The following is a 20,776-nucleotide window of genomic DNA, read 5'->3' on the forward strand; positions in this document are numbered from 1 at the left end:
CCTACGCCGGCAACTGGCCAGGGATGGTCTCTTTCAGGACAAGCTTGCCATCCTGAATGTCGAACACGCCGAAGTCGGGTACCGTTTCGCCTTGCTTGCCGAAATCGAGGCGCGATGAGGCGCCGTCATAATCGACCTTCTGGCCCTTCCGCAGGATGTCGCGGCCTTCGACGAAGGAGTTCGCCTTGGTGCCACCGGTGCCGGTGACCGAGCGGATCTTGTCGTTGATGGCGGCAATGTCGGCCTTGGCCCCGGCGGCTTCGAGGGCGAGAGCAAGGGTGATCACCATGTCGTAGCTCTGCGCGGCGAAGATGTCCGGTTCGCGCTTGGTGATCTTCTTGAACTCGCCCGCGAAATGCTTGAAGGCGGAATGCTGCTCGGCCGCGACATTGGAGATCGAGATGAGCCCTTCGGTCGCCTCCTTGCCGAGCGCCTTGACGAGGTCCTCATTGGCCGTCCAGCCGGGCATGATGAACTTGCAGTCCTGCCCGCTCTGGTACCATTCCTTGAGGATGATCGTGGCATCCGGACGGTAGGCGCTGAGTGAGATGACATCCGGCTTCGTGGCGAGGACGCGTGCCAGTTCGGTGCGATAGCTGCTCTGGTTGGGCTCGTAGACGACGAAGGCGCTGACCTTGCCGCCATTGGCCTCCCAGGCATTCTTGAAGTAGTTGGCCTGCCCGACAAAGGTCGAGTTGTTGAAGGCCATCACGGCCGGGCGCTTGAAGCCGCGGCGCCGCGCAACCTCGGCGAAGGCATTCCCGAAGATCGCGTTGGAGGCCTGGAACATCCAGGCGAGCCCCTTCTTGTTCTCGGTGAGCATCTCCGGCGCGCCGCAGGTGTTCATCGTGATGACGTTGGCGTCGTTGGTGATCGGCATCGTCGCAAGGCCGACCGAGGACGGCCAGATGCCAACGACTGCTTCGACCTTGTTGATCTCGACGAGCTTCTTGACCGCAAGCACTGCGGCCTCGGGCTTGGTCTGGTCGTCCTCGGCAAAGAGCTGGAACTTGCGGCCGGCAGCACCGCCGGCGGCATTCACCTCGCTGACCGCGAGCTTGATCGCTTCCAGCATGTAAGGGCCATAGGGGCCGCCGATGCCGGTGATCGAATTGAGCGCGCCGAGCCGGAAGACCGGCTCGCCCTGCGCAAGAGCGGGGACTGGAAGTGCGCCCAGGGCGGCGGCTGCCGTCCCGGAGACGAGAAAGCCGCGCCGTGACAAATCGTAAGGCTGTTTCATCATCGTTCCCTGTGTTGGTTTTTGGCGTTTTTTTATTGTTGGGGGCGGTTGCGTGCCCCGAAAAGGCAACTCACTGAATGGCGCCGCGATCTCGCAGGCCGGAGATCTGATCGTCCGAAACCCCGAACCGACGCAGGACGGTGTCCGTGTCTTCGCCGAGCAGGGGAGCGGCCTTTCGGATCGCTCCCGGCGTTTTCGAGAATTTCGTGGGGATGCCGATCATCCGCATGGAGCCAAGCTTGGGATGTTCGATCTCCTCGATCATGCCGCGGGCGATATAGTGCGGGTCGTTCATCGCCTGCCCGAAGTCGTTGATCGGGCCGCAGGGAACGCTGGCCTCCTCGCAACGCGCGATCCAGGTTGCCGCATCGGCTGAGGCGAAGGCCGCTTCGAGCAGCGGCTCGAGCGCCGTGATGTTCTCGAGCCGGTCCATATTGGTCAAGAAACGCGGGTCGGCGATCAGCTCCGGGCAATTGATAACGTCGCGGCAAAGCTTCTCCCAGGTACGCTGGTTGGCGGCGCCGATGACGATGAAGCCGTCTCCCGTGCGCAGCGCCTGATAGGGCGCCGAAACCCGGTGACGGCTGCCCGTCGCCTTGGCCACAGTGCCCTCAGCGAAATAGGCGGCCGCCTCCCAGATGAACCAGGGCAGCCCGCATTCCGCCAGCGAGATGTCGATATGCTGGCCTTCGCCGGTCTTGAGTTGATGGACATGGGCCGCGATGATCGAATAGGCGGCGGTCAGACCGGCGCCGACATCATAGATCGCGATGCCGGATTTGAGCGGGCGGCCATCGGGCTCTCCGGTCATGCTCATGATGCCGGTCAGGCCCTGCGCCACCAGGTCGAAACCGCCCTTGCGCGAATACGGGCCCGTCTGGCCGTAGCCGGACACCGAGCAGTAGATCAGGCGCGGATTGATCTTGCTCAGGGTTTCGTAGTCGACACCCAGCGATTTGGTCACGCCGACCCGGTAGTTCTCCACCACGACATCGGCCCAACGGACCATGTCGTAGAGAATGTCGCGCGCCTGCGGGTCCTTCAGATTGAGGGAGATGCCCTCCTTGTTGCGGTTGATCTGCGCGAAGCAGGTCGACTCGCCGTTCACATAGGGGCCCATCTCGCGGGAATCGTCGCCCGTGACGGGCTTCTCGACCTTGATCACCTCGGCCCCGAGATCGGCGAGGACCATGGTGCAGTAAGGCCCCGCCATAATCTGCGAGAGATCGAGGACCTTCATGCCGGTGATCGGCGACGGATGGCTGCTCATTGGAACTCTGCCTGTCATGTTCTTGTCAGCGCCCGGCAAAGGCCGGCTTGATCTTCTGGGCGAAGGCTGTCCGCCCCAGCCGGTAGTCCTCGGTGTCGAAGCACGCATAGGCTTCGTCGCTTTCCTCCGAGGTCAGCGGGCCGCCCTGGCGCAGGCGCTGGACGAATTTCTTGTGCCAGCGATTGACCAGGGGCGCCCCGGCGGCGATGCGATCGGCCGCGCCATGGGCTTCGGCGGCGACAGCCTCGTCATCGGCGAGCCGGGTCACGAGCCCTTTCGACAAGGCCTCTTCTGCTCCGAAAATGCGACCTTCGAGCAGGATTTCGAGCGCAGCCGAATGGCCGATGACCGCAACGATGTCCTCGAGCTCGCGATAGTCCAGCGTGATGCCGATCCGGTTGATCGGCACGCCGAAGCGCGCCGAGCGCGCCGCGATGCGGATGTCGCACATCGAGGCGACCTCCAACCCGCCGCCGACGCAGGCGCCTTCGATGCAGGCCACGGTCGGATGCCGCAGGTTCTTCAGCCGGTCGGTCATTTCGAGCGTGAAATCGGCATAGTCGCGGGCCTGCCGACGGCCGTCGCGATCGTCGCTGAAACCACCGATATCGCTGCCGGCACAAAAGTGGCCGCCGGCGCCCCGGACGACGACGCAGCGAACGTCGTCATCGACCTCGAAGCCGGCAAAGGCCGCACCGAACGCCTGGTACATCTCCATCGTGAAAGCATTGCGCTTCTCGGGACGGTTCAGCAGGACCGTGACGACGCCCTTCCCGTCGCGCGAAACCTCGATGCTCATCAGGCGCGCTCCAGCAGCAGGTCGGTGCCGCGCAGGACGGCGCGGCCGTCCAGCTCAAGGGTCGCGTCGGTCAGGATCGTGTCGTAATGCGCCGCCGCCTTCACGGTGCCGCCGATATAGGCGCTGGTGCCCAGCGCGAGCTGGATCGAGCCATAGACGCTCTCATCGGAGAGCATGGTGCCGTCGAGAACGCAGTGCGGGTTCATGCCGACGCCGAGTTCGCCGAGATTGTAGACGAGCGGGTCGTTGAAGCTCTTCAGGAGGTCGCTGAACTGGCGCGCCTCGGCTCCGCCCTCGATCGCGACGGCCATGCCCTTCTCCATATGGATGCGAACCGGCTCCTCGCGGATCAGAGACACGCCGGGAATGCTGGCATTGACGACGATGACGCCCTCGGCCGTGCCCTCGACTGGAGCCAGGCTGGCCTCCAGGCAGTATCCGGCCGAGATATCGACGGTGTTGGCGAAGCCATGCAGCGCCCGGCCGCGCCGGCCGGCGATGCTCATGGTCACGTCGGTCCCGTCAGCGCTGGTGACGCGGGCAGTATCGGCCTGGGTGAAGGCCTCGGCCAGGCTCTCGATGCGCGGTCGCAGGGCGACGAAATCCGCTTCCCAGCCCTCGGCCAGGAAGAAGTCGCTTTGATGCGACTCCGGCAGCACGATGACACCGACACCGGCGCGCGTCGCCTCCTGGCGGGCCTGGGTGTGCGCGATGTTGGCGCGCGTCAGCCCGATCACGAGATCCGAGGCCTTCATGGCATCCGCGGTGATCCGCGAAAGCCCGCCTCCATGCCGCGACGAGCCCTCGATCTGCATGAGGTGCACGCCGGCGCCGACCTCCGACAGGGCGATCGCCAGCGCCTCGACATTATGATCGGTGAAGAGATCGTACAGGACCAGAACCTGGCTGTCGGGCCCGGCATTGCCGAGCAGCTTCACGACCTTGCGCGCGTTTTTCAGCTTGAGAAGTGTGTTCATGTCGATCTCAGGCGCTCTTTGCCATCGGGCTGGCGCGACGGTCGGCAGCGGCGATCGCCTCGCCGAGAATGTCGAGGCCTCGCTCCAGATCCGCCAGCTCGATCGAGAGCGGCCCCAGGAAGCGGATGACGTTGCCGTGGAAGCCGGCCTTCACCAGGATGAGGCCGTTGCGATAGCACTCCTCGACGATCTGGGCGGCGAGGTCTCCGGCCGGCGCGTGCGACTTGCGATCCCGCACGATCTCGACGGCCCGCATCGCCCCGAGGCCACGGGCATCGCCCACAACCGCATAGTGCTGCGCCCAGCCAGCGAAACGATCCTCGACAATGGCGCCGATACGCCGGGCCTTCTCGAGGTAATCGTCGCGCTGCATCACCGCGATCGTGGCCAGGGCCGCAGCGCAGGAGAGCGGATTTCCGCCATAGGTCCCGCCCAGGCCACCGACCCGGGGGGTGTCCATGAGATCGGCACGCCCGACCAGCGCCGCGATCGGCATGCCTCCGCCCATCGATTTGGCGAGCGTGTAAAGGTCGGCCTCGATGCCCGAATGCTCGGTCGCGAACCATTCGCCTGTGCGGCAGAAGCCGGATTGGATCTCGTCGGCGATCAGCACGATGCCATGCTCAGTGCAATAATCGCGCAGCTTCCTGAGAAAAGGCGTGGGCGCAGCGTGGAAGCCGCCCTCCCCCTGAAGCGGCTCGATGATTACGGCGGCAACCGCGTCGGGCGAGATCTCCATCTCCACCATGCGCGCGAATTCGGCAAAGGCGGCTTCGCTGCAGGCTTCCTCGCTTTCATGGCCGGAGCGATACAGGATCGGGAATGGGGCGCGGTAGATTTCCGACGCGAACGGCCCAAAGCCGCTCTTGTAGGCGGGGGCTTTCGCCGTCAGCGACAGCGCCATGAAGGTGCGGCCGTGGAACGCGCCCTCGAAAGCGATGACCGCCTGACGCCCCGTGGCGCTGCGCGCCACCTTGATCGCATTCTCGACAGCCTCGGCACCCGTCGTCTGGAGCATGACCTTCTTCGGCCATGAACCGGGAACGAGCTCGATGAGCTTCTCGGCCAGCTCGATATAGCCGGGATACATCACGATGTTGAAGCAGGTGTGCAGGAACTGGTCGGCCTGCGTCTTCACGGCCTGCACCACGTCCGGGTGGGCATGGCCGACATTCAGCGTGCCGATCCCGCCAGCGAAATCCAGGAACGCATTGCCGTCGACATCAGTCAGCTTTGCGCCCGAGGCTTGTGAAGCGAAGACCGGCGGCCCGTTCGCGACACCACGCGCCACGGCCGCATTGCGCCGCTCCAGCATCGAAATGCACTGCGGGCCCGGCACTGCCAATTCCTGCTTCAGCCTCATGCGGCTTTCCTCCCCGGCGTCCAATCGCCATGGCCGGACATAAGCGCGCACATCACTTTGTGTCAACTATATTGCAATCGATTGTACAATCTTTTGTCGAAGCGATTGATCTATCCGCTCAGCCGCTCTATTCGGAAGGCACACACACCATGGGGTTGCATAATGCCTAGGCCGAAGAGAAAGGCGGCGACTGTCGAGGGCGCCATCGCCGACATGCGCAAGAAGATTTCCTCGCGGGCCATCAGCCCGGGCACGCGAATTCCCGAAGAGGATCTGGCCCAGGCCTATGATCTGCCGCGCGCCAAGGCGCGCGAGGTGCTGGCAACCCTGGAAGACCGCAGCCTGATCACCCGCGAACCCAATAAGGGCGCGATCGTCGCGGCGGTGGATATGGAAACCACCTATCGCCTCTATGAGGTCCGCGAAGCCCTGGACGGCCTTGCCGTCAGATTGGCGACGCTGAACTCGAAGACGAGCGATTGGGACGATATCAGCGAGCTCTTCGGCCCGTCCTTCGAGGAAAGCCTGAAGGCAGGCGACATCGACCGCCATGTCGAGGCGATCGAAACATTTCGCGCCCGGATCACGGAAGCCGCCCAGAATCCGGTGCTCACCGATCTGATCGAGCGGATCTACGACCGCACGCGCGTCACGATCCGCCGCGTGGCGCTGCTACCCGGCCGCGCCCAGATGGGCATACTTCAATATCGGGCCGTGCTCTCGGCAATGATCCGTGGCGACGCCGACGAAGCCGAACTGCGCATAAGGGAGCTGAACCGGAGCGCGCGCGAATATATCGAACGCTACAAGGACTACGTGCTTTAGACGGCGCCTGCACATGCAGGACGAACTCCGCCGGCGCCAGCGCCCCACTTCGATGGCGAGGATGCTGGTCCGGTCGAGAATCTCGACCGGGTTATGGGGTGCAACGTGGCATAGGTCCGTAGAATCCGCGGCAAGCGCCCGTACATCAGCGAATGCACGGAGGCGATCGCGATGCCTCCTGTCGAAAACCGCGAGATGGTCTTCAGCCTGTCACCCTGCGCGATCTCGAAAGTCGATGCCCTGACGGGACAAACCGCTTAAGCCAGCGGTCTCTGAAATGACGCATCGCTTGTCCTGAAACCCTATGCCAGACGGAAGGTCGGCAGGGGATAACGGGCTGCGTCCGGCAGCGGCAGCGTCTCCACCTTCGCGGTGCTCTTCACTGCGGTCGCGTCTGCGGCAATGACGCGGCCGAGCAGCGTCGCGCCCTCCTCCAGGGCGATCTCGGCCAGGATGATCGGAACCTCATCGTTGAACGAGGGGTGGTTCGGGCGGGTGATCAGCGAGAAGGACACGATGTGGCCGCGCCCCGACGCTTCGATCCAGACGAGATCGCTGGAGCCGGTATAGGGGCATAGGAGGCGCGGATAGAAGAAGGGTTGCCCGCCGGACCGGGCCTGCTGGAGGAGGAGCTTGCCCTCGCGCCATCCGGCGAGGAACGTGGCATTGTCCTCATCCTCATAGGGCTGCGGATAATTGGGTTTCTGCGTCATTGCACGGCCTCCAGAATGATGCTGCTGGCGGAGAGGCCATGGCCGTACCCGACCATGCCATAACCCGCGACGAGCCCGCGCCGGGCCTTGGCGACCTGACGCCCGACCGCCTCCCCGCGAAGCTGCCGGACGGCTTCCGTCACGCTGAGCAGTCCGCCGGCGATTCCAGCCTGGCCGCAGGACAGCTGCCCGCCGCCGGTGTTGAGCGGCAGGGTTCCCTCCCATGAGAAGCTGTTGGCCGCCAGGAACGCGCTGACCTCGCCCTTCCTGCAGAAGCCTAGATCCTCGAGCTGGATGGCGACCATGATCGGGTAATCGTCGTAAGCCTGGACGAAATCCATGTCTTGCGGGCCATAGCCCGCCTTGGCGTAAAGCTTGTCGGCGAAGGTCTCCCAGCCGCCGCGCAAGGGCGCGATCTCCATCGGCGGATGATTGTGCCGCTCGAAGCCGGACAAAATCCGGACGCCCTTGCCCGGCGGCGCGCGATCCAGCGTGGTCACGATCACAGCCTCGGCTCCGGCGCAGGGCAGCACGCAATCGTAGAGGCAGATCGGGTCGGCGATGACCCGCGCGTTCATATAGTCGTCGATCGTCATCGGCCCACGCAGCAGCGCGTGCTCGTTCTGTTGCGCGCTGCGACGCTGGTCGACGGAGATCCGGCCCAGATCCTCGCGGCGGGTGCCGTAGGTTTCCGCATGTTTGCGCTGGATGATGCCGAAAAGACCGTTCGCGCCGCCAAAGCCGAGCGGCGTGCCGTAGTTGCGCAGACCGCGGCTGAAATTATCCATCAGCTTGAAGTGACCGCCGACATCGTAATTGTCGCCGGCGATGCAAAGCACTGTCGTCGCCTGTCCGGTCTCGATCGCGTGCTTGGCATTGATCACGCTGGCGACGGGCCCGGCGCTGCCCGCCGTGCCCAGATACGCCCAGGACAGCGACAGGCCGAACTGCTCGGCCGTCGTCACCGTGTTGTCGGGCGGCAGTTCGAATGAGGAGATCGCCAGTCCATCGACATCCCCAAAGGACAGGCCCGCCGAAGCGAGCGCCTTCTGGCCGGCCTCGGCAAGGAACGCGAAGAGGGTGCGGCTCGTCCGCTTCTCATAGGCCGTCTGGCCATATCCGGTTATTCCGATGCTGCTCGTTGTCATGTCGGCCTCAGATGATGTTGCTGCGCCGCAGCGCGTCCATGTCGTCGCGGGACAGGCCGAGCCAGCCACCGAACACTTCGTCGTTCGACGCCCCCGGGTCGCGGCCGGTCCAGCGGATCGTGCCGGGCGTGTCGCTCAGCTTGGGTACAGGCGCCGGCATTCGCAGGGGGCCGAGTTGATCGTCGACCAGCGTCTTGATCGCCTCGCGAGCCGCGACATGCGCATCGCCCAGGACATCGGCGATATCGTTGATCCGACCGGCGACGACTTTCTGCGCGACCAGCTTGGCGAGCGCTTCGTCGGTGTTCTGCGTTGCGAGCCAGGCAGCCACCTCGCCATCGATCGCGTCCCGGTGCGTGACCCGGTCGGCCATCGAGCCGAAGCGCGGGTCGGTCTTGAGGTCGGGCCGCTCCATCGCAGCCACGAGCCCCTCATAGATGCGCTGCGAGCCGCAACTGATGGCGATCGCGCCGCCATCGGCCGTCGGATAAACGTTGCGCGGGACATCCTCTTCCATCTGGTTGCCGAGAAGCGGCTTCTTCTGGCCGGTCTGGTCGAAGCGCACGACGACGGATTCGATGATCCGCAGCAATGGCTCGTACAGGGCGACGTCGACGACCTGTCCCCTTCCGGTCAACTCGCGGCGATGGATCGCAGCGAGCGCTCCGAAAGCGCCGAAGACGCCGGCGAGATAGTCGCCCATCGGAAAAGCGGAGACCGTCGGCCCCTTGTCGGGATGGCCGGTGAAGGAGGCGAGGCCGGAGAAGGCCTCGGCGATCGTGGCATAGCCGCCTTGCTCCTTGTTCGGGCCGGTCTGCCCCCAGCCGCTGACGCGCACCCAGACGATACGGGGAAAGCGCTCGCTCAATTCCTGCGGGGACAGCCCCCAGCGTTCGAGCGTGCCCGGTCGGAAATTCTCGATCACGATGTCGCTTTCGCCGATGAGCTTGAGCGCGAGCTCGCGTGCCTCGGGCCGGGAGATGTCCAGCGTGACCGTGTGCTTGTTGCGCGCCATCGTCTTCCACCAGAGCGCCGCGCCGTCCTTGTGCGGCGGCCATTCGCGCAACGCGTCCGGCTTGCCGGGTTTCTCGACCTTGATCACGCGGGCGCCGAAATCGGCCAGCATCGAGCCGACGAACGGCCCCGCCAGCATCGAGCCGAGTTCGAGCACTTTCAGGTCGCCGAGCGCGCCTTGGGATGGCAGGGCAGAGTCCGTGGTTCGTGTCATGATCGGCCTGTGATGATGCGCGCGGGTCGATTTCCGCGCGGGTGCGGCGAAATATCGAGCTATTTCTGGGAGGCTGCGACGCGATCGATCCCGACAAAGATATCGAGGATCACCACCGCGACGATCGCGACATAGATCGTCCCCGCGGAGATGGCCGCCACCATCGGATCGATGGCGTATTGGACGTAGTTGAAAAGTTTCACCGGGATCGGCATCAGGCTGGCGGTCGAGTTGAAGATGCTCAGCTCGACGTTGATCCAGGAGATGATCAGGGCGAAGAGCGCGCCCGCAACGATGCCGGGCTTGATGATCGGCAGCGTCACCAGGAAGAAGGTCGAGACCCCGGATGCGCCGAGATCGAGGCTCGCCTCCTCCAGCGACTGATCGAACCGCGCCAGCGAGGCGAGGACGGTTCGCAGGATGTAGGGCACGACGATGACGACATGGCCCAGCAGCAGGGCCGCGTAGCTGCGCGCGAAACCGAGCGCGCTGGCATATTGCAGCAGCGCCGCGCCGATCACGATGGTCGGCAGAATGAGCGGGGCCAGGAAGATGGCGTTGACGACGCCGCGGCCAGGAAGCGAGCTGCGCGTGATCGCAAGCGCGGCCGGCACCCCGATAAGCACGGCTATGGCCGTGGCGCCGAAGGCGATCGACGCGCTTAGCCCGATCGATTCAAGATAGGAGCTGTCGGCGAGGAAGCGTTCGTACCAGCGGAAGGTGAAGCCCTGCGGCGGGAACTTCAGATACTCGGTCTCCGTGAACGAGACAGCCACGATGATGGCAAGCGGCAGGGTCAGGAAGGCAAGTCCCGCCCAGACCACGATCACAAGACAGGCGCGCCCGATGCGCTCGGAGACCGTCATCATCATTGCACCGCCTGGCGGCCTGACGGCTGCCGCTCGATGAAGAACAGGGAAAGCGCGATCAGGATCAGGGTCACGACGAGCAGGCCAACCGCGAGGGCCGCTCCGAAGTTGAAGTCGAACAGGGAGCCGTATTGCTCGAAGATCGACATCGCCATCACCACGGTTCGTCCGCCGCTCATGATGCTGGGAACGACATAGGCGCTGACGGCGAGCGTGAAGACGATGAGCGAGCCCGCGATCACGCCGGGCAGGCTGAGCGGGAACGTCACCTTCGCGAAGGTGACGAACCGGCTGGCGCCGAGGTCGAGCGATGCCTCGACCAGGGATTTGTCGATCGTCTGCAGCACTCCCGCCACGGTGAGCACCATGAAGGGCACGAGGATGTAGGTGAGACCGATCACGATGCTCAGTTCGGTGAACAGGATCGGGATCGGACGCTCGGTCAGCCCCAGCGTCACCAGGGTCGCATTAACGATCCCCTGCCGGCCGAGCAGGATGATCCAGCCGAACGAGCGCACGATATTGCTCGTGAACAGCGGCATGATCACGAGGATGTAGCAGAGCCGCCGGCCGGCGCGGCTGCGCACGACATTCACGATGTAATAGGCGATCGGATAGCCGATCAGGAACGAGACCACCGTCGCAAGCAGAGACAGCTTGAACGTGGTGTAGAGGACGTTGGGATAGTAGCTGTCGGCCAGGATGCGCGCATAGTTGGCCAGACTCCATTCGCCGGCCGCGTTCTGGAAACTCGCGACAACGACGACGACGAACGGCACCAGGAAGAACGCGGCCATGAAGGCCAGCGGCACGCCGAGCAGAAGCGCAGCCCAACCGTTCCGGATTCTCATCGCGGCATCTCCACGGACCAGCAGTGGAGGCCGAAGCGGCGCGTGCCGTATGCCGTCGGGGGGCCCAACCCAAGCTCCACGAGAGCGCTCATTTCGTCAGGACCTGGCCGCTGTCGCAGTGCCAGGACAGGAAGACGGCATCGTTCCTGCCGAACTCGGTCGCCCCCGCCAGCGCAGTCTGCTGTGCAATGAACTCCTGGCCACCGTCGGTCACGGCATAGACACGGACAGCACCGCCGATGAAGACCACATCCTTGACCTTGGCGCGAACCACGATCCCGCCGGAGGCTTTCGGCGGCTCTTCGCACGTCAGCGTCACGGCCTCCGGCCGGAGCAGATAGGTGACCTCGGCACCGGCAGGGGCGGCATGGCCGGCTGGAATCGAAAGCCCCGCCACCACAAGCGTCCGGTCGGCAGCGACGGTTGCGGAGATGAGATTGGCGTCCCCGATAAAGTCGGCAACATACCGCTCGCTCGGCGCATGATAGATGTCGCGCCCCCGGCCGATCTGCGCGATGCGCCCCGCATCCATCACCGCGATACGATCGGCCATCACCAGCGCTTCTTCCTGATCATGCGTCACGAAGATGAAGGTGATGCCCAGCTTCTGCTGCAGGCTTTTCAATTCGATCTGCATCTGCTTGCGGAGCTTGAGGTCGAGCGCTCCGAGCGGTTCGTCCAGCAGCAGGACCTTCGGCTTGTTGGCGATGGCGCGGGCAAGCGCCACGCGCTGCTGCTGCCCCCCGGACAGCTGCGAGGGAAAGCGCCCGGCAAATGTCGCCATGCCCACGGTCGTCAGGGATTCATCGACGATCGCCGCTATATCCTTCGGCGAGACACCGGCGCGGCGCGGCCCGAAGGCAACGTTCTGCGCGACGGTAAGATGCGGAAACAGCGCATAATTCTGGAAAACGGTGTTCACCGGCCTTCGATTGGGCGGGAGATGCTTCACCGAGCGCCCGTCGATGACGATGTCGCCCCCGCTTATGTCGACAAAGCCGGCGATCGACCGCAGAAGCGTGGTCTTTCCGCAGCCGCTGGGGCCGAGCAGCGCGAGAAACTCGCCCTCGGCAACGTCCAGCGAGATGTCGTCGAGGACGACGAGATCGCTGTAGCGCTTGACGAGCCGTTCCACCCTGATGAAGCCGTCGGACATCCGATCTCCCAATCGTTCTGCGGACGCGTGAAGCCTTCCGTCGGCTATGATGCCGGGATGTCGATCCGCATCAGCGGCACATGATGCTGGCAGCCATACATGTCGCCATCGCCGGCCGAACCCTGCGCGCGCGGCCGCTTGATCGTGATCTTGATCGCGTTCGCCATGTCGATTTCGAAGAAGGACGAGATTTGCGCGACGTCGATGCCATAGGCCGCCGCGACCGATGCCGGATTGATGGCGCCAGTGTCGCGGACGGCCTCATAACGCGCCTTGTCCTTGAAAAGGATGTCGAAGGTGATCCGATAGGGGCCGGCATTCTTGCTGCGGACGATGTCCGCGAGATCCTTGAGCGGGCGCGGGTTCATCTCAGAGATCCTCGAAGCTGACGGGAAAGAGTTCGTTCGGCGAAGCGACCTTCATCAGGTGATAGGCGCTGAACTCGTAGACCGGCCCGAGGTCGATATCCGACGGCGAATACGGGAAGGCGAGATTGCCGGAGGTGTTGATCACGCCGGGGTAGTGATAGTGCAGCATCGCGCCGCTGATCTGGTGGCAGGCCGCATGGGCGAGCTCCTGGTCAGCCGCCGTGACCTCGATCACCAGTCCGACCTCGCGCTGGGGCGTCGTTTCGCGCTCCAGTTCCTTCATCACCCCGTCACGGCCATAGACGTGGAAGGTGATCGTGACGGGGGCAGGCGCGAAATAGACAAGCGCCTTCTGCCTGACATCGGCGAGGATCGCGTCGAGCGCTTTCACTGTGGTGGGGCAGCGGATGCCGGCGATCGCGATCGAGCGATAGCCCGCCAGCTTCGCGCCCTCCAGCTTGACGTAGTACTCGGCGGTTTCGGTCAGCTTCGCGCCTCGGACCCGGACCTGACGCTCTCCGATCTGCTCGAAGGAACAGGCCGAAAGGTCGATCTCGTGGCCGGGGCCGGATTGCTTGAAAGGGTTCTCGCGTTCGTAAAGGGAATGCGCGGCGACCGACTTCACCGAGGCCCGCCGTGCCGTGCTGCCCGGTTCAAGCACGAAATTATCCGCGTGCAATGTGCCAAGCATCACATCCATCGCGAAGGGCTCGGCGGAAAACGCGCCGCATTCCAGGATTTTGCCCATATGGATCGCCAAAGCGGGATCGGCCCCACGCCAGATCGGGAAGGAGGCGATGACGGAATCGTCGCAGGCACGCCCGGCGATGATGACCTCGGCGCCACCGTCCAGCGCCGCGCAGATCGGCTCATGCCCCATCTGGGCAACGAGCATCACGGTCTCGTCGAGGAGTTCGCTCGTCAGGGCACTGCCCGCCTCGAAATCGATGATCTCGCCGGCGGCGACAGCCTGCTTCGCCCGCTCGATCGGAATATCGGAGCGAATCGTCGCCAGCCTGAAGCCGAGGCCCTGTTCCTCGGCGATCTCACGGACCAGCCTGGCTGTCCGCTCCACCTGAACGCCTGAGCCCGCCCCTCCGGCGCTGCCGACGATCACCGGGATGCCAGCTTCGCGGCCGGCGCGGATCAGCGCTGTCAGCTCGCGCTTGATGCTGACGTCGGACACCAGCGGCTTGCCGGAACCGAGATAATGCGGGCCGGGATCCGTCGATCCGGCATCCACGGCGATGACCGCCGGCCCCAGCGACATGCCACGCGCCAGCGCTTCGTCGCCGAAACCATACCCCAACGTTCCCGTTGGAGTCAGAACCGTAATGGCGGTCATAATCTACCTCAAATTGCAATTGAACATGAATATCGCCCACGAATACATCGGATGTATCCGGACAAGATTCATTTCCACTGCAATTGATCGCTTGCGAGGCATCTTCGTCAAATCGCTTCTGACGCCTCAGAGATAACCTGAGGATATGCCTGAACGCTCAACACGCGCGCGCCGCCGTGTCGATCAGGAATTTTCGCTGCCGATCACCCTGGCAATTTCATCCAGCTTCCGGGCCAGTTGCGCACGCACATGAGAGATCAGCGCCTGGGCGCTCAGCGAGGTCTCGCGAAAGCTCGGCGTGACCACCCAGATGTCGTAGCTCACCGCCGGCCGGAAAGGCCGCACGACCAGTTGCTCGGGCCCAAAACCGACCGTGCTGAGCGGATCGACAACCGCGACTCCAACACCGGCCGCAACAAAGGAGCAGCAGGCTTCGGTCAGTTGCACCTTGAGGATGATCTCGCGCTCCGCGCCGCATTCGGCAAAGGCATTGTCGATCTGGAGCTGGGCGCGGTCCTCCTCCACCATCGCCACGAAGCGCTCGCCGTGAAGGTCTTCCGCCCTGATGACGGGTCGGTCAGCCAGCGGGTGACTGGGCGGCAGGACGCAAACCGCCTCCATGGAGCAGAGCTTCTCGAAGCGCACGCCGGGCCGCTCCGAGGCGACCATGCCAAAGCCAACATCGACCCCTTGCGAGGCGACCCTGTCGACCAGGAGCCAGGAGTTGCGACTCGACATCGTCACGCGCAGGGCCGGTCTCGACGTCAGGAACTCGGCCAGGATGGGCGGCAGGACCCGCGTCGCCAATGATGGAAACGTAACGAGCTTGATCTCGCCATAGTCGAACTGCCGGATCGCGCGCGCCCGCGCCGATACGGAATCGACGCTGAGGAAAACCCGCTCAACCTCGGAATAGAGCATCTGCCCTTCGGCGGTCGGGATGACCCCGTTCTTCTGCCGGTGAAACAGGGCGAAGCCGCATTTTCGCTCGAGCAGGAAGATGAGTTTGCTGACCGCGGGCTGAGACAAATGCAGCTTCTCGGCGGCGCGGGTGAAGCTGCCCAACTCCATGATGGTTTTGAAAGCTTCAAGCTGCCGGATGTTCATAGCTGCAAGTTATCTCAGTCGCGCCAATTTCAATTTGATGCGGGCGCAAAGCCGCTCCCTCATATCACGCTCAGAGGAAAGATACCAAAACGCTGGAGGAGAAGGCATGTTTATCAGTAAACGTCATGCATTCGCATGTGCTGTCATGCTCGCAGGCACCGCTGGCGCGTTGCCGGCGAAAGCACAGGAATCGATCACGGTCGCGACCTATGGCGGCGAGTGGGGCGCGGCCATGCAGGCCTGCATCATCGACCCGTTCACGCGCGACACCAAGATCCGCGTCGTTCCCGAGCCGGGCGTGTCGGGCGTCACCCTGAGCAAGCTGCGCCAGCAGAAGGATGCACCGACGCTCGACGCGGTCTGGATCGATGGCGGCGTGTCCGAGATCACCGCTGCCGACAAACTCCTGAAGCCGATCGATCCCGCCAGGGTTCCGGCCGTCGCCGACATGATTCCCGAAGGACTCTACAAGGACGGAAGCGGCGCCATCTTCGCCGTCAGCACCGGCTTCTACTCGCTCGGCCTCGCCTATAACAGCAAGGACATCAAGCAGGCCCCCATCTCCTGGCTCGACCTCTGGAAGCCGGAATTCGCCGGGGCGGTCACCTTCCCCAGCCCATCGAACGCCATGGGCGTGCCATTCATCGTTCATCTGGCCGGCCTGCTCGGCGGAACGGCCGACAATGTGGCGCCGGCGTTCGACAAGCTGAAGCAGCTGAAGGTCGCAGCTTATTTCGACACGGCGGGCGCGGGAACCAACCTCTTCCAAAGCGGGGAGACCGTCATCGGCGCTCATTATGCCAGCTCGGCCTATGCGATGCGCGACCAGAAGCTGCCGATCGGCTTCGTCGTGCCCAGGGAGGGCGCGATCGGCGGCGACATCCGGTTGCACCTCGTCGCCAACAGCAGGAAACAGGAGGCGGCGGAAAAATTTGTGAATTATGCGCTAGGCAAAGAGCCGGCTAAGTGCATGGCGGAACGAATCTATGTCGGGCCGGCGACGGCGGGTGTGGACCTTTCCGAAAACGCCAGGCAGCGCATGCCCTGGGGCGCCGATGGTTCGATCAAAAGTCTTGCGCTTCCGGACTGGAACAAGATCAACGCCAATCGCGCCGCTATCATCGAGGCGTTCAATCGCAGTGTGGCGGCGAAGAAATAACGCAAACGGCCAGTGCGAAGGGAATGTCGCCCGAGTTCAGACTCGAGGCGGCGTTCCCGTATCGTCGAGATCGGAGACGAAGGCGGCAAGCCGTTCGAGCGTGAAGGCGACGAATTTGTCGACGAGGTTGAACGGGCGCGCCGCCTTGGGTCGGATCAGCCAGATGTCGAACTCGACCGCAGGCTCGAAACGGCTGACGGCGATCCGCTTGTCGTCATTGTTGTAGACGCTGATCGGGTCGACCACCGCGACCCCGGCATTGGCGGCGACGAAGGAGAAGGTCGTTTCGGACTGCCCCGCTTCGATCCGGGTTTTGCGGGGGACTTTGAGTTCGTCGAATATCCTGTCGATCATGAACCGCGAGTGATCCTGCGGACCCAGCGAGATGAAGTTCTCGTCCGCCAGATCGCGCGCATGAATCACCTCGCGTCCGGCCAGGCGATGAGCCGCCGGCAGGATGCAGAGCCCGCGCAGGCGGTGCAGATGCGTGCTTTCCACCTCGGGGCGGTCTCCCGGCAGGATGCTCAACCCGATATCGACATGCTGGGCGGCCACGGCATCGATCAGGCTGCGAGAGCGCATGCTCTCGAGCCGGAAGCGCGTGTCCGGATGTGCCTCGCAGAAGCTCCACAGGATTTCGGGGATCACCCGCCGCGCGATGGCTGGGAAAGCTGCCAGACTCACCGAGCCCCAACTCTGGTCGCGCAGCGCCGTCGCGACGCGCGCAATCTGCCCGACGCCGATAAACATGCGCTGGACTTCGATGTAGAGCGCTTCCGCCTCGCGCGTTGGAGCGATCTTGCTGCCCTGCCGGTCAAACAGCCGAAAGCCGCAATGGCGCTCCAGCTGCGCGATCAGCTGGCTGACGGCCGGCTGGGAAATGCTGAGGCGTTCGCCCGCGCGAGTGACGCTGCCGGTTGCCATGACGGCCTGGAAGGCCTCGATCTGCCGAACATTCATTGCGGACGCCATAAGTTCTACTTATTTTGATAATGCAATTATCTATTAGGAAATTATGATGAGCAAGGCGATCCTGTGTATCAGAGCGCCGCGCCGACAGTTGCTGATCGGTATAAGGAGCGCTCCCGGAAAAAGGGGATTTCCATGACGTCTCGCTTCGCCAAGCCGCGCTTCGCCAAGCCGCTCGCCGCTATTTCTCTGCTGGCCACCTGCCTCGCTTTCGGAGGCGGCGCCCAGGCCGACCAGCTCGACCGCGTCAAACAGCGCGGCAAGCTCATCGCAGGCATCAAGAACGACTATCCGCCGTTCGGTTCGCTCGACGCGAAAGGCGAGATCAAGGGTTTCGAGATCGATCTGGCGAAGTTCGTCGCCAAGCAGATCTTCGGCTCGGATACGGCGATCGAACTCGTTCCCGTCATCGCCTCGAACCGGATCGAGCTTCTGAATGCGGGTCGCATCGACGTGATCTTCGCGACGCTCGGCAAGAACGCCGACCGGGCCAAGGTGCTCGACTTCACTGAAGAGTATTACAAGATGGCCGGCATCGTCCTGCTGGCCGCCAGGGACACGCCGGTCAAGACGTGGGAAGACGTCAAGGGGCGCAAGCTCTGCGGCATCCAGGGCAATCTGTACAACCGCACCCTGAGCGAAAAATACGGTGCCGAGACGGTGCTCTTCACCGGCACGGCCGAGATGTTCAAGGCCTTCCAGGACAATCGCTGCGAAGGCATCGCCTTTGACGGCCCGATCCTGACCATGAAGGTTGCCGAGGACGGCTGGAAGGACAAGTACAGGATCGCGCTGGAGACCTTCGACTACATCCCGATCGCGGGAGGCGTGCGCAAGGGCGAGGCCGCGTTCCTGGCAACGGTCAACAAGGCCATCATCGCGGCGGAAGCCGCCAATGTCCTGACCTCGGCGGAACAGAGCTTCCACATGGGCGCCAGCGACTACGTCACCAAGCGCGCGGCCGAGGCCGCCGCGAAAGTCAAGGCGAACTGATCCCGTCCTGGCGATGGCCTCAGCCTTTGCGCTTGGCCATCCGATCTCCTGAGTCAGCCGGCAAATCCGGCTGACTCCAGCATTGATCCGAGGATTCGGAAGGCGATGACTCTCGATTTCAGCTGGCTCGCCGACCCGCTCTATCAGCAATGGCTGCTGCGCGGCCTCGGCACGACGATCCTGATGAGCCTGCTGGGCATCGTCTTGATGTTCATCATCGGCATCGCCGGCGCCGCCTGCATCCACTTCCGGCTGCCGGTGCTGGAGACGCTGACGACGATCCTCGTCGAGCTTTTCCGCAACACGCCACCGCTCGTGCAGCTCTTCTTCCTGTATTTCATGCTCTCGGAAATAGGCCTGACCCTGACCGACTCCGCGACGGGACGCAGCATACCGCTCTTCAGCGGCTTCACCTGCGTGGTGCTCTCGCTTGGCCTCTACAACGGCGCGATCGCGGTCGAGATCATCCGCTCGGGCCTGCTCGCCGTTCCCTCCCAGACGGTCGAGGGAGCGCGCTCCCTCGGCTATTCCAGGCTGCAGACGTTCCGGCATGTGGAGCTGCCGATCGGCCTGCGCATGAGCATTCCCGCGATGACGAATAACGTCGTCAGCCTGATCAAGACATCGTCGCAGGCCGTTCTCGTCGCCGTCGCGGACATCATGTACGGCGCGACCCAGATCATGCTCGAAACCTTCCGCAATCTGGAGGTCATGATCCTGATCTGGATCATCTATGTGGTGATCGCGAGCCTCGCTGTCGTCGCGGCGCGCCGCATCGCAGCGGCCGTCCGCATCCCCGGCTACGGGATGTGATCCGCCATGAACAGTGAACTCAAAGCCTTCACCTTCGGCGTTGTCGGCGTCACGCTCGTCCTGAGCGCCATTCTGGTCACCGTCTATGGCGCGGAAACCGGCCGCGTCGTGCAGGCGCTGGCCGTGCGCACGCCGCTCCTTTTATCCGGCTCACCTGATTTCAGCCGGTTCGAGGGCGGTTTCGCCGCCAACATCATCATCAGCCTGTGGGCGATGCTGATCGCTGGAATCACCGGGGTAGCGCTCGGCATCGGCCTGATCGCGCAGTCGGCAGCGGTGCGGACGCCGTCCGTGCTGGTCATGAACATCCTGCGGAACTCGCCCTGGCTCGTCGTTCTCTATGCGATGCTCTATCTGCTGCCTTTCGAGGTCGATCTCTTCGGAACGACGTTTTTCCTGTCGCCGCTGGTGAAATCCGTCATCGGCCTGGCCCTGCCGGTCACGGCCAACATCGCCGAAGTGTTTCGCGGCGGCGTCGAGGCCATTCCGAGCGGCCAGTGGGAATCCGCACGCTCGCTCGGATATCGCAGGCTCCAGATCCTGCGCCATGTCGTGGTCCCCCAGGCGATACCGTTCATGACGCCCAACCTCATGACGACCTACGCCATGCTGTTCATCGGCACGAGCCTGGTGGTCGTGACCGGGGCCGCCGATGTCCTGTCGGTGGCACGCACGGTGATCGCCAGCGACGGCGCGCATTACGCCACCGCGATCTACCTCTACGTGCTGTTTCTCTTCTTCATCTTCTGCTTCCCGATCGCCATCCTGACCCGTTGGCTGGAGCGACGCGTGCGAGTTCGCCAATGACGCCAGACCAGCAAGTCCGCCCTTTGATCGAACTCCAGGGCGTCCACAAATCCTTTGGCAGTTTCCCCGTGCTCAAGGGCGTTTCCCTGTCCGTTCAGGACGGCGGCGTGGTCTGCATCATCGGGCCATCGGGCTCGGGCAAGTCGACCATCCTGCGCTGCATCAACGGCCTGACGCCAATCGATCGCGGAACGATCAGGGTCGGTTCCTTCGCGGTCGAGACGCTGAAGAGCGACAAGGATCTCGTGCCTCTCAGGCATCAGGTCGCGATGGTTTTCCAGCAGTACAATCTGTTCCCGCATCGCACCGTCCTGCAGAACCTGACCATGGCGCCCATCCAGGTGCTGGGCGAAGATCCCACGCAGGTTCGCGAAAGGGCGTTGTCGCTGCTCGCGAAAGTCCGGCTGACGGGAAAGGAGGCCGCCTATCCCGGCGAACTCTCCGGCGGCCAGCAACAGCGCGTCGCCATTGCTCGCGCCCTTGCCATGCAGCCGCGCGTGATCCTGTTCGACGAGGTCACCGCCGCACTCGATCCCGAAATGGTCAGCGAAGTCCTGAGCGTCATTCGCGATCTGGCCCGCGAAGGCATGACCTGCGTGCTCGTGACCCATGAGATGCGTTTCGCGGAGGAGGTCGCCGACGAGGTCTTCTTCACCGATCGTGGCGTGATCGTCGAGCACGGCCCCCCAAGCACGATCTTCAAGGCGCCAGGCGACGAGCGGCTGAAAAGCTTTCTCGAAAAGGTTCTCTGAACAAGAGCATCACAAGGAACGATC

At 63.7% G+C, this 20,776-nt stretch carries 21 protein-coding genes; 6 read left to right on the top strand and 15 right to left on the bottom strand.

Annotation, left to right across the window (positions count from 1 at the left end):
* Position 1: 1 nt before the first annotated feature.
* The 5 genes from C4S73_RS10930 to gabT all read right to left on the bottom strand — a co-directional run bounded on the left by C4S73_RS10930 (position 2) and on the right by gabT (position 5,649).
* Entirely contained in the window at positions 2 to 1,240 is a 1,239-nt protein-coding gene (locus C4S73_RS10930) for an ABC transporter substrate-binding protein (RefSeq protein ID WP_103872537.1), read from the bottom strand.
* 70 nt (positions 1,241 to 1,310) lie between these two features.
* A complete protein-coding gene (locus tag C4S73_RS10935; protein WP_103872538.1) occupies positions 1,311 to 2,510 on the bottom strand; it encodes a CaiB/BaiF CoA transferase family protein in 1,200 nt (399 codons plus the stop codon).
* Positions 2,511 to 2,535: 25 nt separating this feature from the next.
* Entirely contained in the window at positions 2,536 to 3,309 is a 774-nt protein-coding gene (locus C4S73_RS10940) for an enoyl-CoA hydratase/isomerase family protein (protein WP_103872539.1), read from the bottom strand.
* A complete protein-coding gene (locus tag C4S73_RS10945) occupies positions 3,309 to 4,286 on the bottom strand; it encodes an aminopeptidase (RefSeq protein WP_103872540.1) in 978 nt (325 codons plus the stop codon). Before C4S73_RS10945 ends, C4S73_RS10940 begins: the two co-directional genes overlap by 1 nt.
* A 7-nt stretch (positions 4,287 to 4,293) precedes the next feature.
* Entirely contained in the window at positions 4,294 to 5,649 is a 1,356-nt protein-coding gene (gabT, locus tag C4S73_RS10950; protein WP_103872541.1) for a 4-aminobutyrate--2-oxoglutarate transaminase, read from the bottom strand.
* Between the two features lie 162 nt (positions 5,650 to 5,811).
* On the opposite strand from gabT, the gene C4S73_RS10955 reads away from it, so the two are divergent.
* Positions 5,812 to 6,474, top strand: coding sequence for a GntR family transcriptional regulator (locus C4S73_RS10955; protein WP_103872542.1), 663 nt, complete (start codon positions 5,812 to 5,814; stop codon positions 6,472 to 6,474).
* Between the two features lie 302 nt (positions 6,475 to 6,776).
* On the opposite strand, the gene C4S73_RS28210 is transcribed toward C4S73_RS10955, so the two are convergent.
* The 9 genes from C4S73_RS28210 to C4S73_RS10995 form a co-directional block, all read right to left on the bottom strand.
* Positions 6,777 to 7,187 (bottom strand): Zn-ribbon domain-containing OB-fold protein, encoded by a 411-nt coding sequence (locus C4S73_RS28210; protein WP_160115726.1) that lies wholly within the window; start codon positions 7,185 to 7,187, stop codon positions 6,777 to 6,779.
* Positions 7,184 to 8,335, bottom strand: coding sequence for a thiolase family protein (locus tag C4S73_RS28215; protein ID WP_160115727.1), 1,152 nt, complete (start codon positions 8,333 to 8,335; stop codon positions 7,184 to 7,186). Before C4S73_RS28215 ends, C4S73_RS28210 begins: the two co-directional genes overlap by 4 nt.
* A 7-nt stretch (positions 8,336 to 8,342) precedes the next feature.
* The gene (locus tag C4S73_RS10965) at positions 8,343 to 9,563 is read right to left on the bottom strand and encodes a CaiB/BaiF CoA transferase family protein (protein ID WP_103872544.1); all 1,221 of its coding nucleotides are present in this window, start codon (positions 9,561 to 9,563) and stop codon (positions 8,343 to 8,345) included.
* Positions 9,564 to 9,622: 59 nt separating this feature from the next.
* Entirely contained in the window at positions 9,623 to 10,432 is an 810-nt protein-coding gene (locus tag C4S73_RS10970) for an ABC transporter permease (protein WP_244595553.1), read from the bottom strand.
* A complete protein-coding gene (locus tag C4S73_RS10975) occupies positions 10,432 to 11,283 on the bottom strand; it encodes an ABC transporter permease (RefSeq protein WP_103872545.1) in 852 nt (283 codons plus the stop codon). Before C4S73_RS10975 ends, C4S73_RS10970 begins: the two co-directional genes overlap by 1 nt.
* Positions 11,284 to 11,371: 88 nt before the next feature.
* On the bottom strand, positions 11,372 to 12,439 hold the full coding sequence (locus C4S73_RS10980) for an ABC transporter ATP-binding protein (RefSeq protein WP_103872546.1): 1,068 nt from the start codon (positions 12,437 to 12,439) through the stop codon (positions 11,372 to 11,374).
* Between the two features lie 44 nt (positions 12,440 to 12,483).
* On the bottom strand, positions 12,484 to 12,807 hold the full coding sequence (locus C4S73_RS10985; protein WP_103872547.1) for a DUF4387 domain-containing protein: 324 nt from the start codon (positions 12,805 to 12,807) through the stop codon (positions 12,484 to 12,486).
* A 1-nt stretch (position 12,808) separates the two neighbouring features.
* Complete coding sequence (locus C4S73_RS10990) at positions 12,809 to 14,152, bottom strand: acyclic terpene utilization AtuA family protein (RefSeq protein ID WP_103872548.1); 1,344 nt, start codon at positions 14,150 to 14,152, stop codon at positions 12,809 to 12,811.
* A gap of 183 nt (positions 14,153 to 14,335) precedes the next feature.
* On the bottom strand, positions 14,336 to 15,223 hold the full coding sequence (locus tag C4S73_RS10995) for a LysR substrate-binding domain-containing protein (protein WP_160115728.1): 888 nt from the start codon (positions 15,221 to 15,223) through the stop codon (positions 14,336 to 14,338).
* Between C4S73_RS10995 and C4S73_RS11000 the strand changes: the two genes are divergently transcribed.
* Positions 15,204 to 16,418, top strand: a complete 1,215-nt coding sequence (locus C4S73_RS11000) for an ABC transporter substrate-binding protein (protein WP_244595554.1) — start codon at positions 15,204 to 15,206, stop codon at positions 16,416 to 16,418. The genes C4S73_RS10995 and C4S73_RS11000 overlap by 20 nt on opposite strands.
* A gap of 36 nt (positions 16,419 to 16,454) precedes the next feature.
* Here the strand turns inward: C4S73_RS11000 and C4S73_RS11005 are convergent, their stop codons facing one another.
* The gene (locus C4S73_RS11005) at positions 16,455 to 17,378 is read right to left on the bottom strand and encodes a LysR substrate-binding domain-containing protein (RefSeq protein WP_103872551.1); all 924 of its coding nucleotides are present in this window, start codon (positions 17,376 to 17,378) and stop codon (positions 16,455 to 16,457) included.
* A 144-nt stretch (positions 17,379 to 17,522) separates the two neighbouring features.
* Here C4S73_RS11005 and C4S73_RS11010 point away from each other — a divergent pair, with 144 nt between their 5' ends.
* The 4 genes from C4S73_RS11010 to C4S73_RS11025 all read left to right on the top strand — a co-directional run bounded on the left by C4S73_RS11010 (position 17,523) and on the right by C4S73_RS11025 (position 20,752).
* Positions 17,523 to 18,380, top strand: coding sequence for a transporter substrate-binding domain-containing protein (locus tag C4S73_RS11010; RefSeq protein ID WP_103872552.1), 858 nt, complete (start codon positions 17,523 to 17,525; stop codon positions 18,378 to 18,380).
* A gap of 105 nt (positions 18,381 to 18,485) precedes the next feature.
* Positions 18,486 to 19,193 carry an amino acid ABC transporter permease gene (locus C4S73_RS11015; protein WP_103872553.1) on the top strand — a complete coding sequence of 236 codons (708 nt, stop codon included), beginning with the start codon at positions 18,486 to 18,488 and terminating at the stop codon, positions 19,191 to 19,193.
* Positions 19,194 to 19,199: 6 nt separating this feature from the next.
* Positions 19,200 to 20,000 (top strand): amino acid ABC transporter permease, encoded by an 801-nt coding sequence (locus tag C4S73_RS11020; RefSeq protein WP_103872554.1) that lies wholly within the window; start codon positions 19,200 to 19,202, stop codon positions 19,998 to 20,000.
* Positions 19,997 to 20,752: an amino acid ABC transporter ATP-binding protein gene (locus C4S73_RS11025; protein ID WP_103872555.1), complete on the top strand. Its 756-nt coding sequence runs from the start codon at positions 19,997 to 19,999 to the stop codon at positions 20,750 to 20,752. Before C4S73_RS11020 ends, C4S73_RS11025 begins: the two co-directional genes overlap by 4 nt.
* Positions 20,753 to 20,776 lie beyond the last annotated feature (24 nt).

Origin of the sequence: Allobosea lathyri (assembly GCF_900108245.1) — a bacterium.
Taxonomy (GTDB): domain Bacteria; phylum Pseudomonadota; class Alphaproteobacteria; order Rhizobiales; family Beijerinckiaceae; genus Allobosea; species Allobosea lathyri.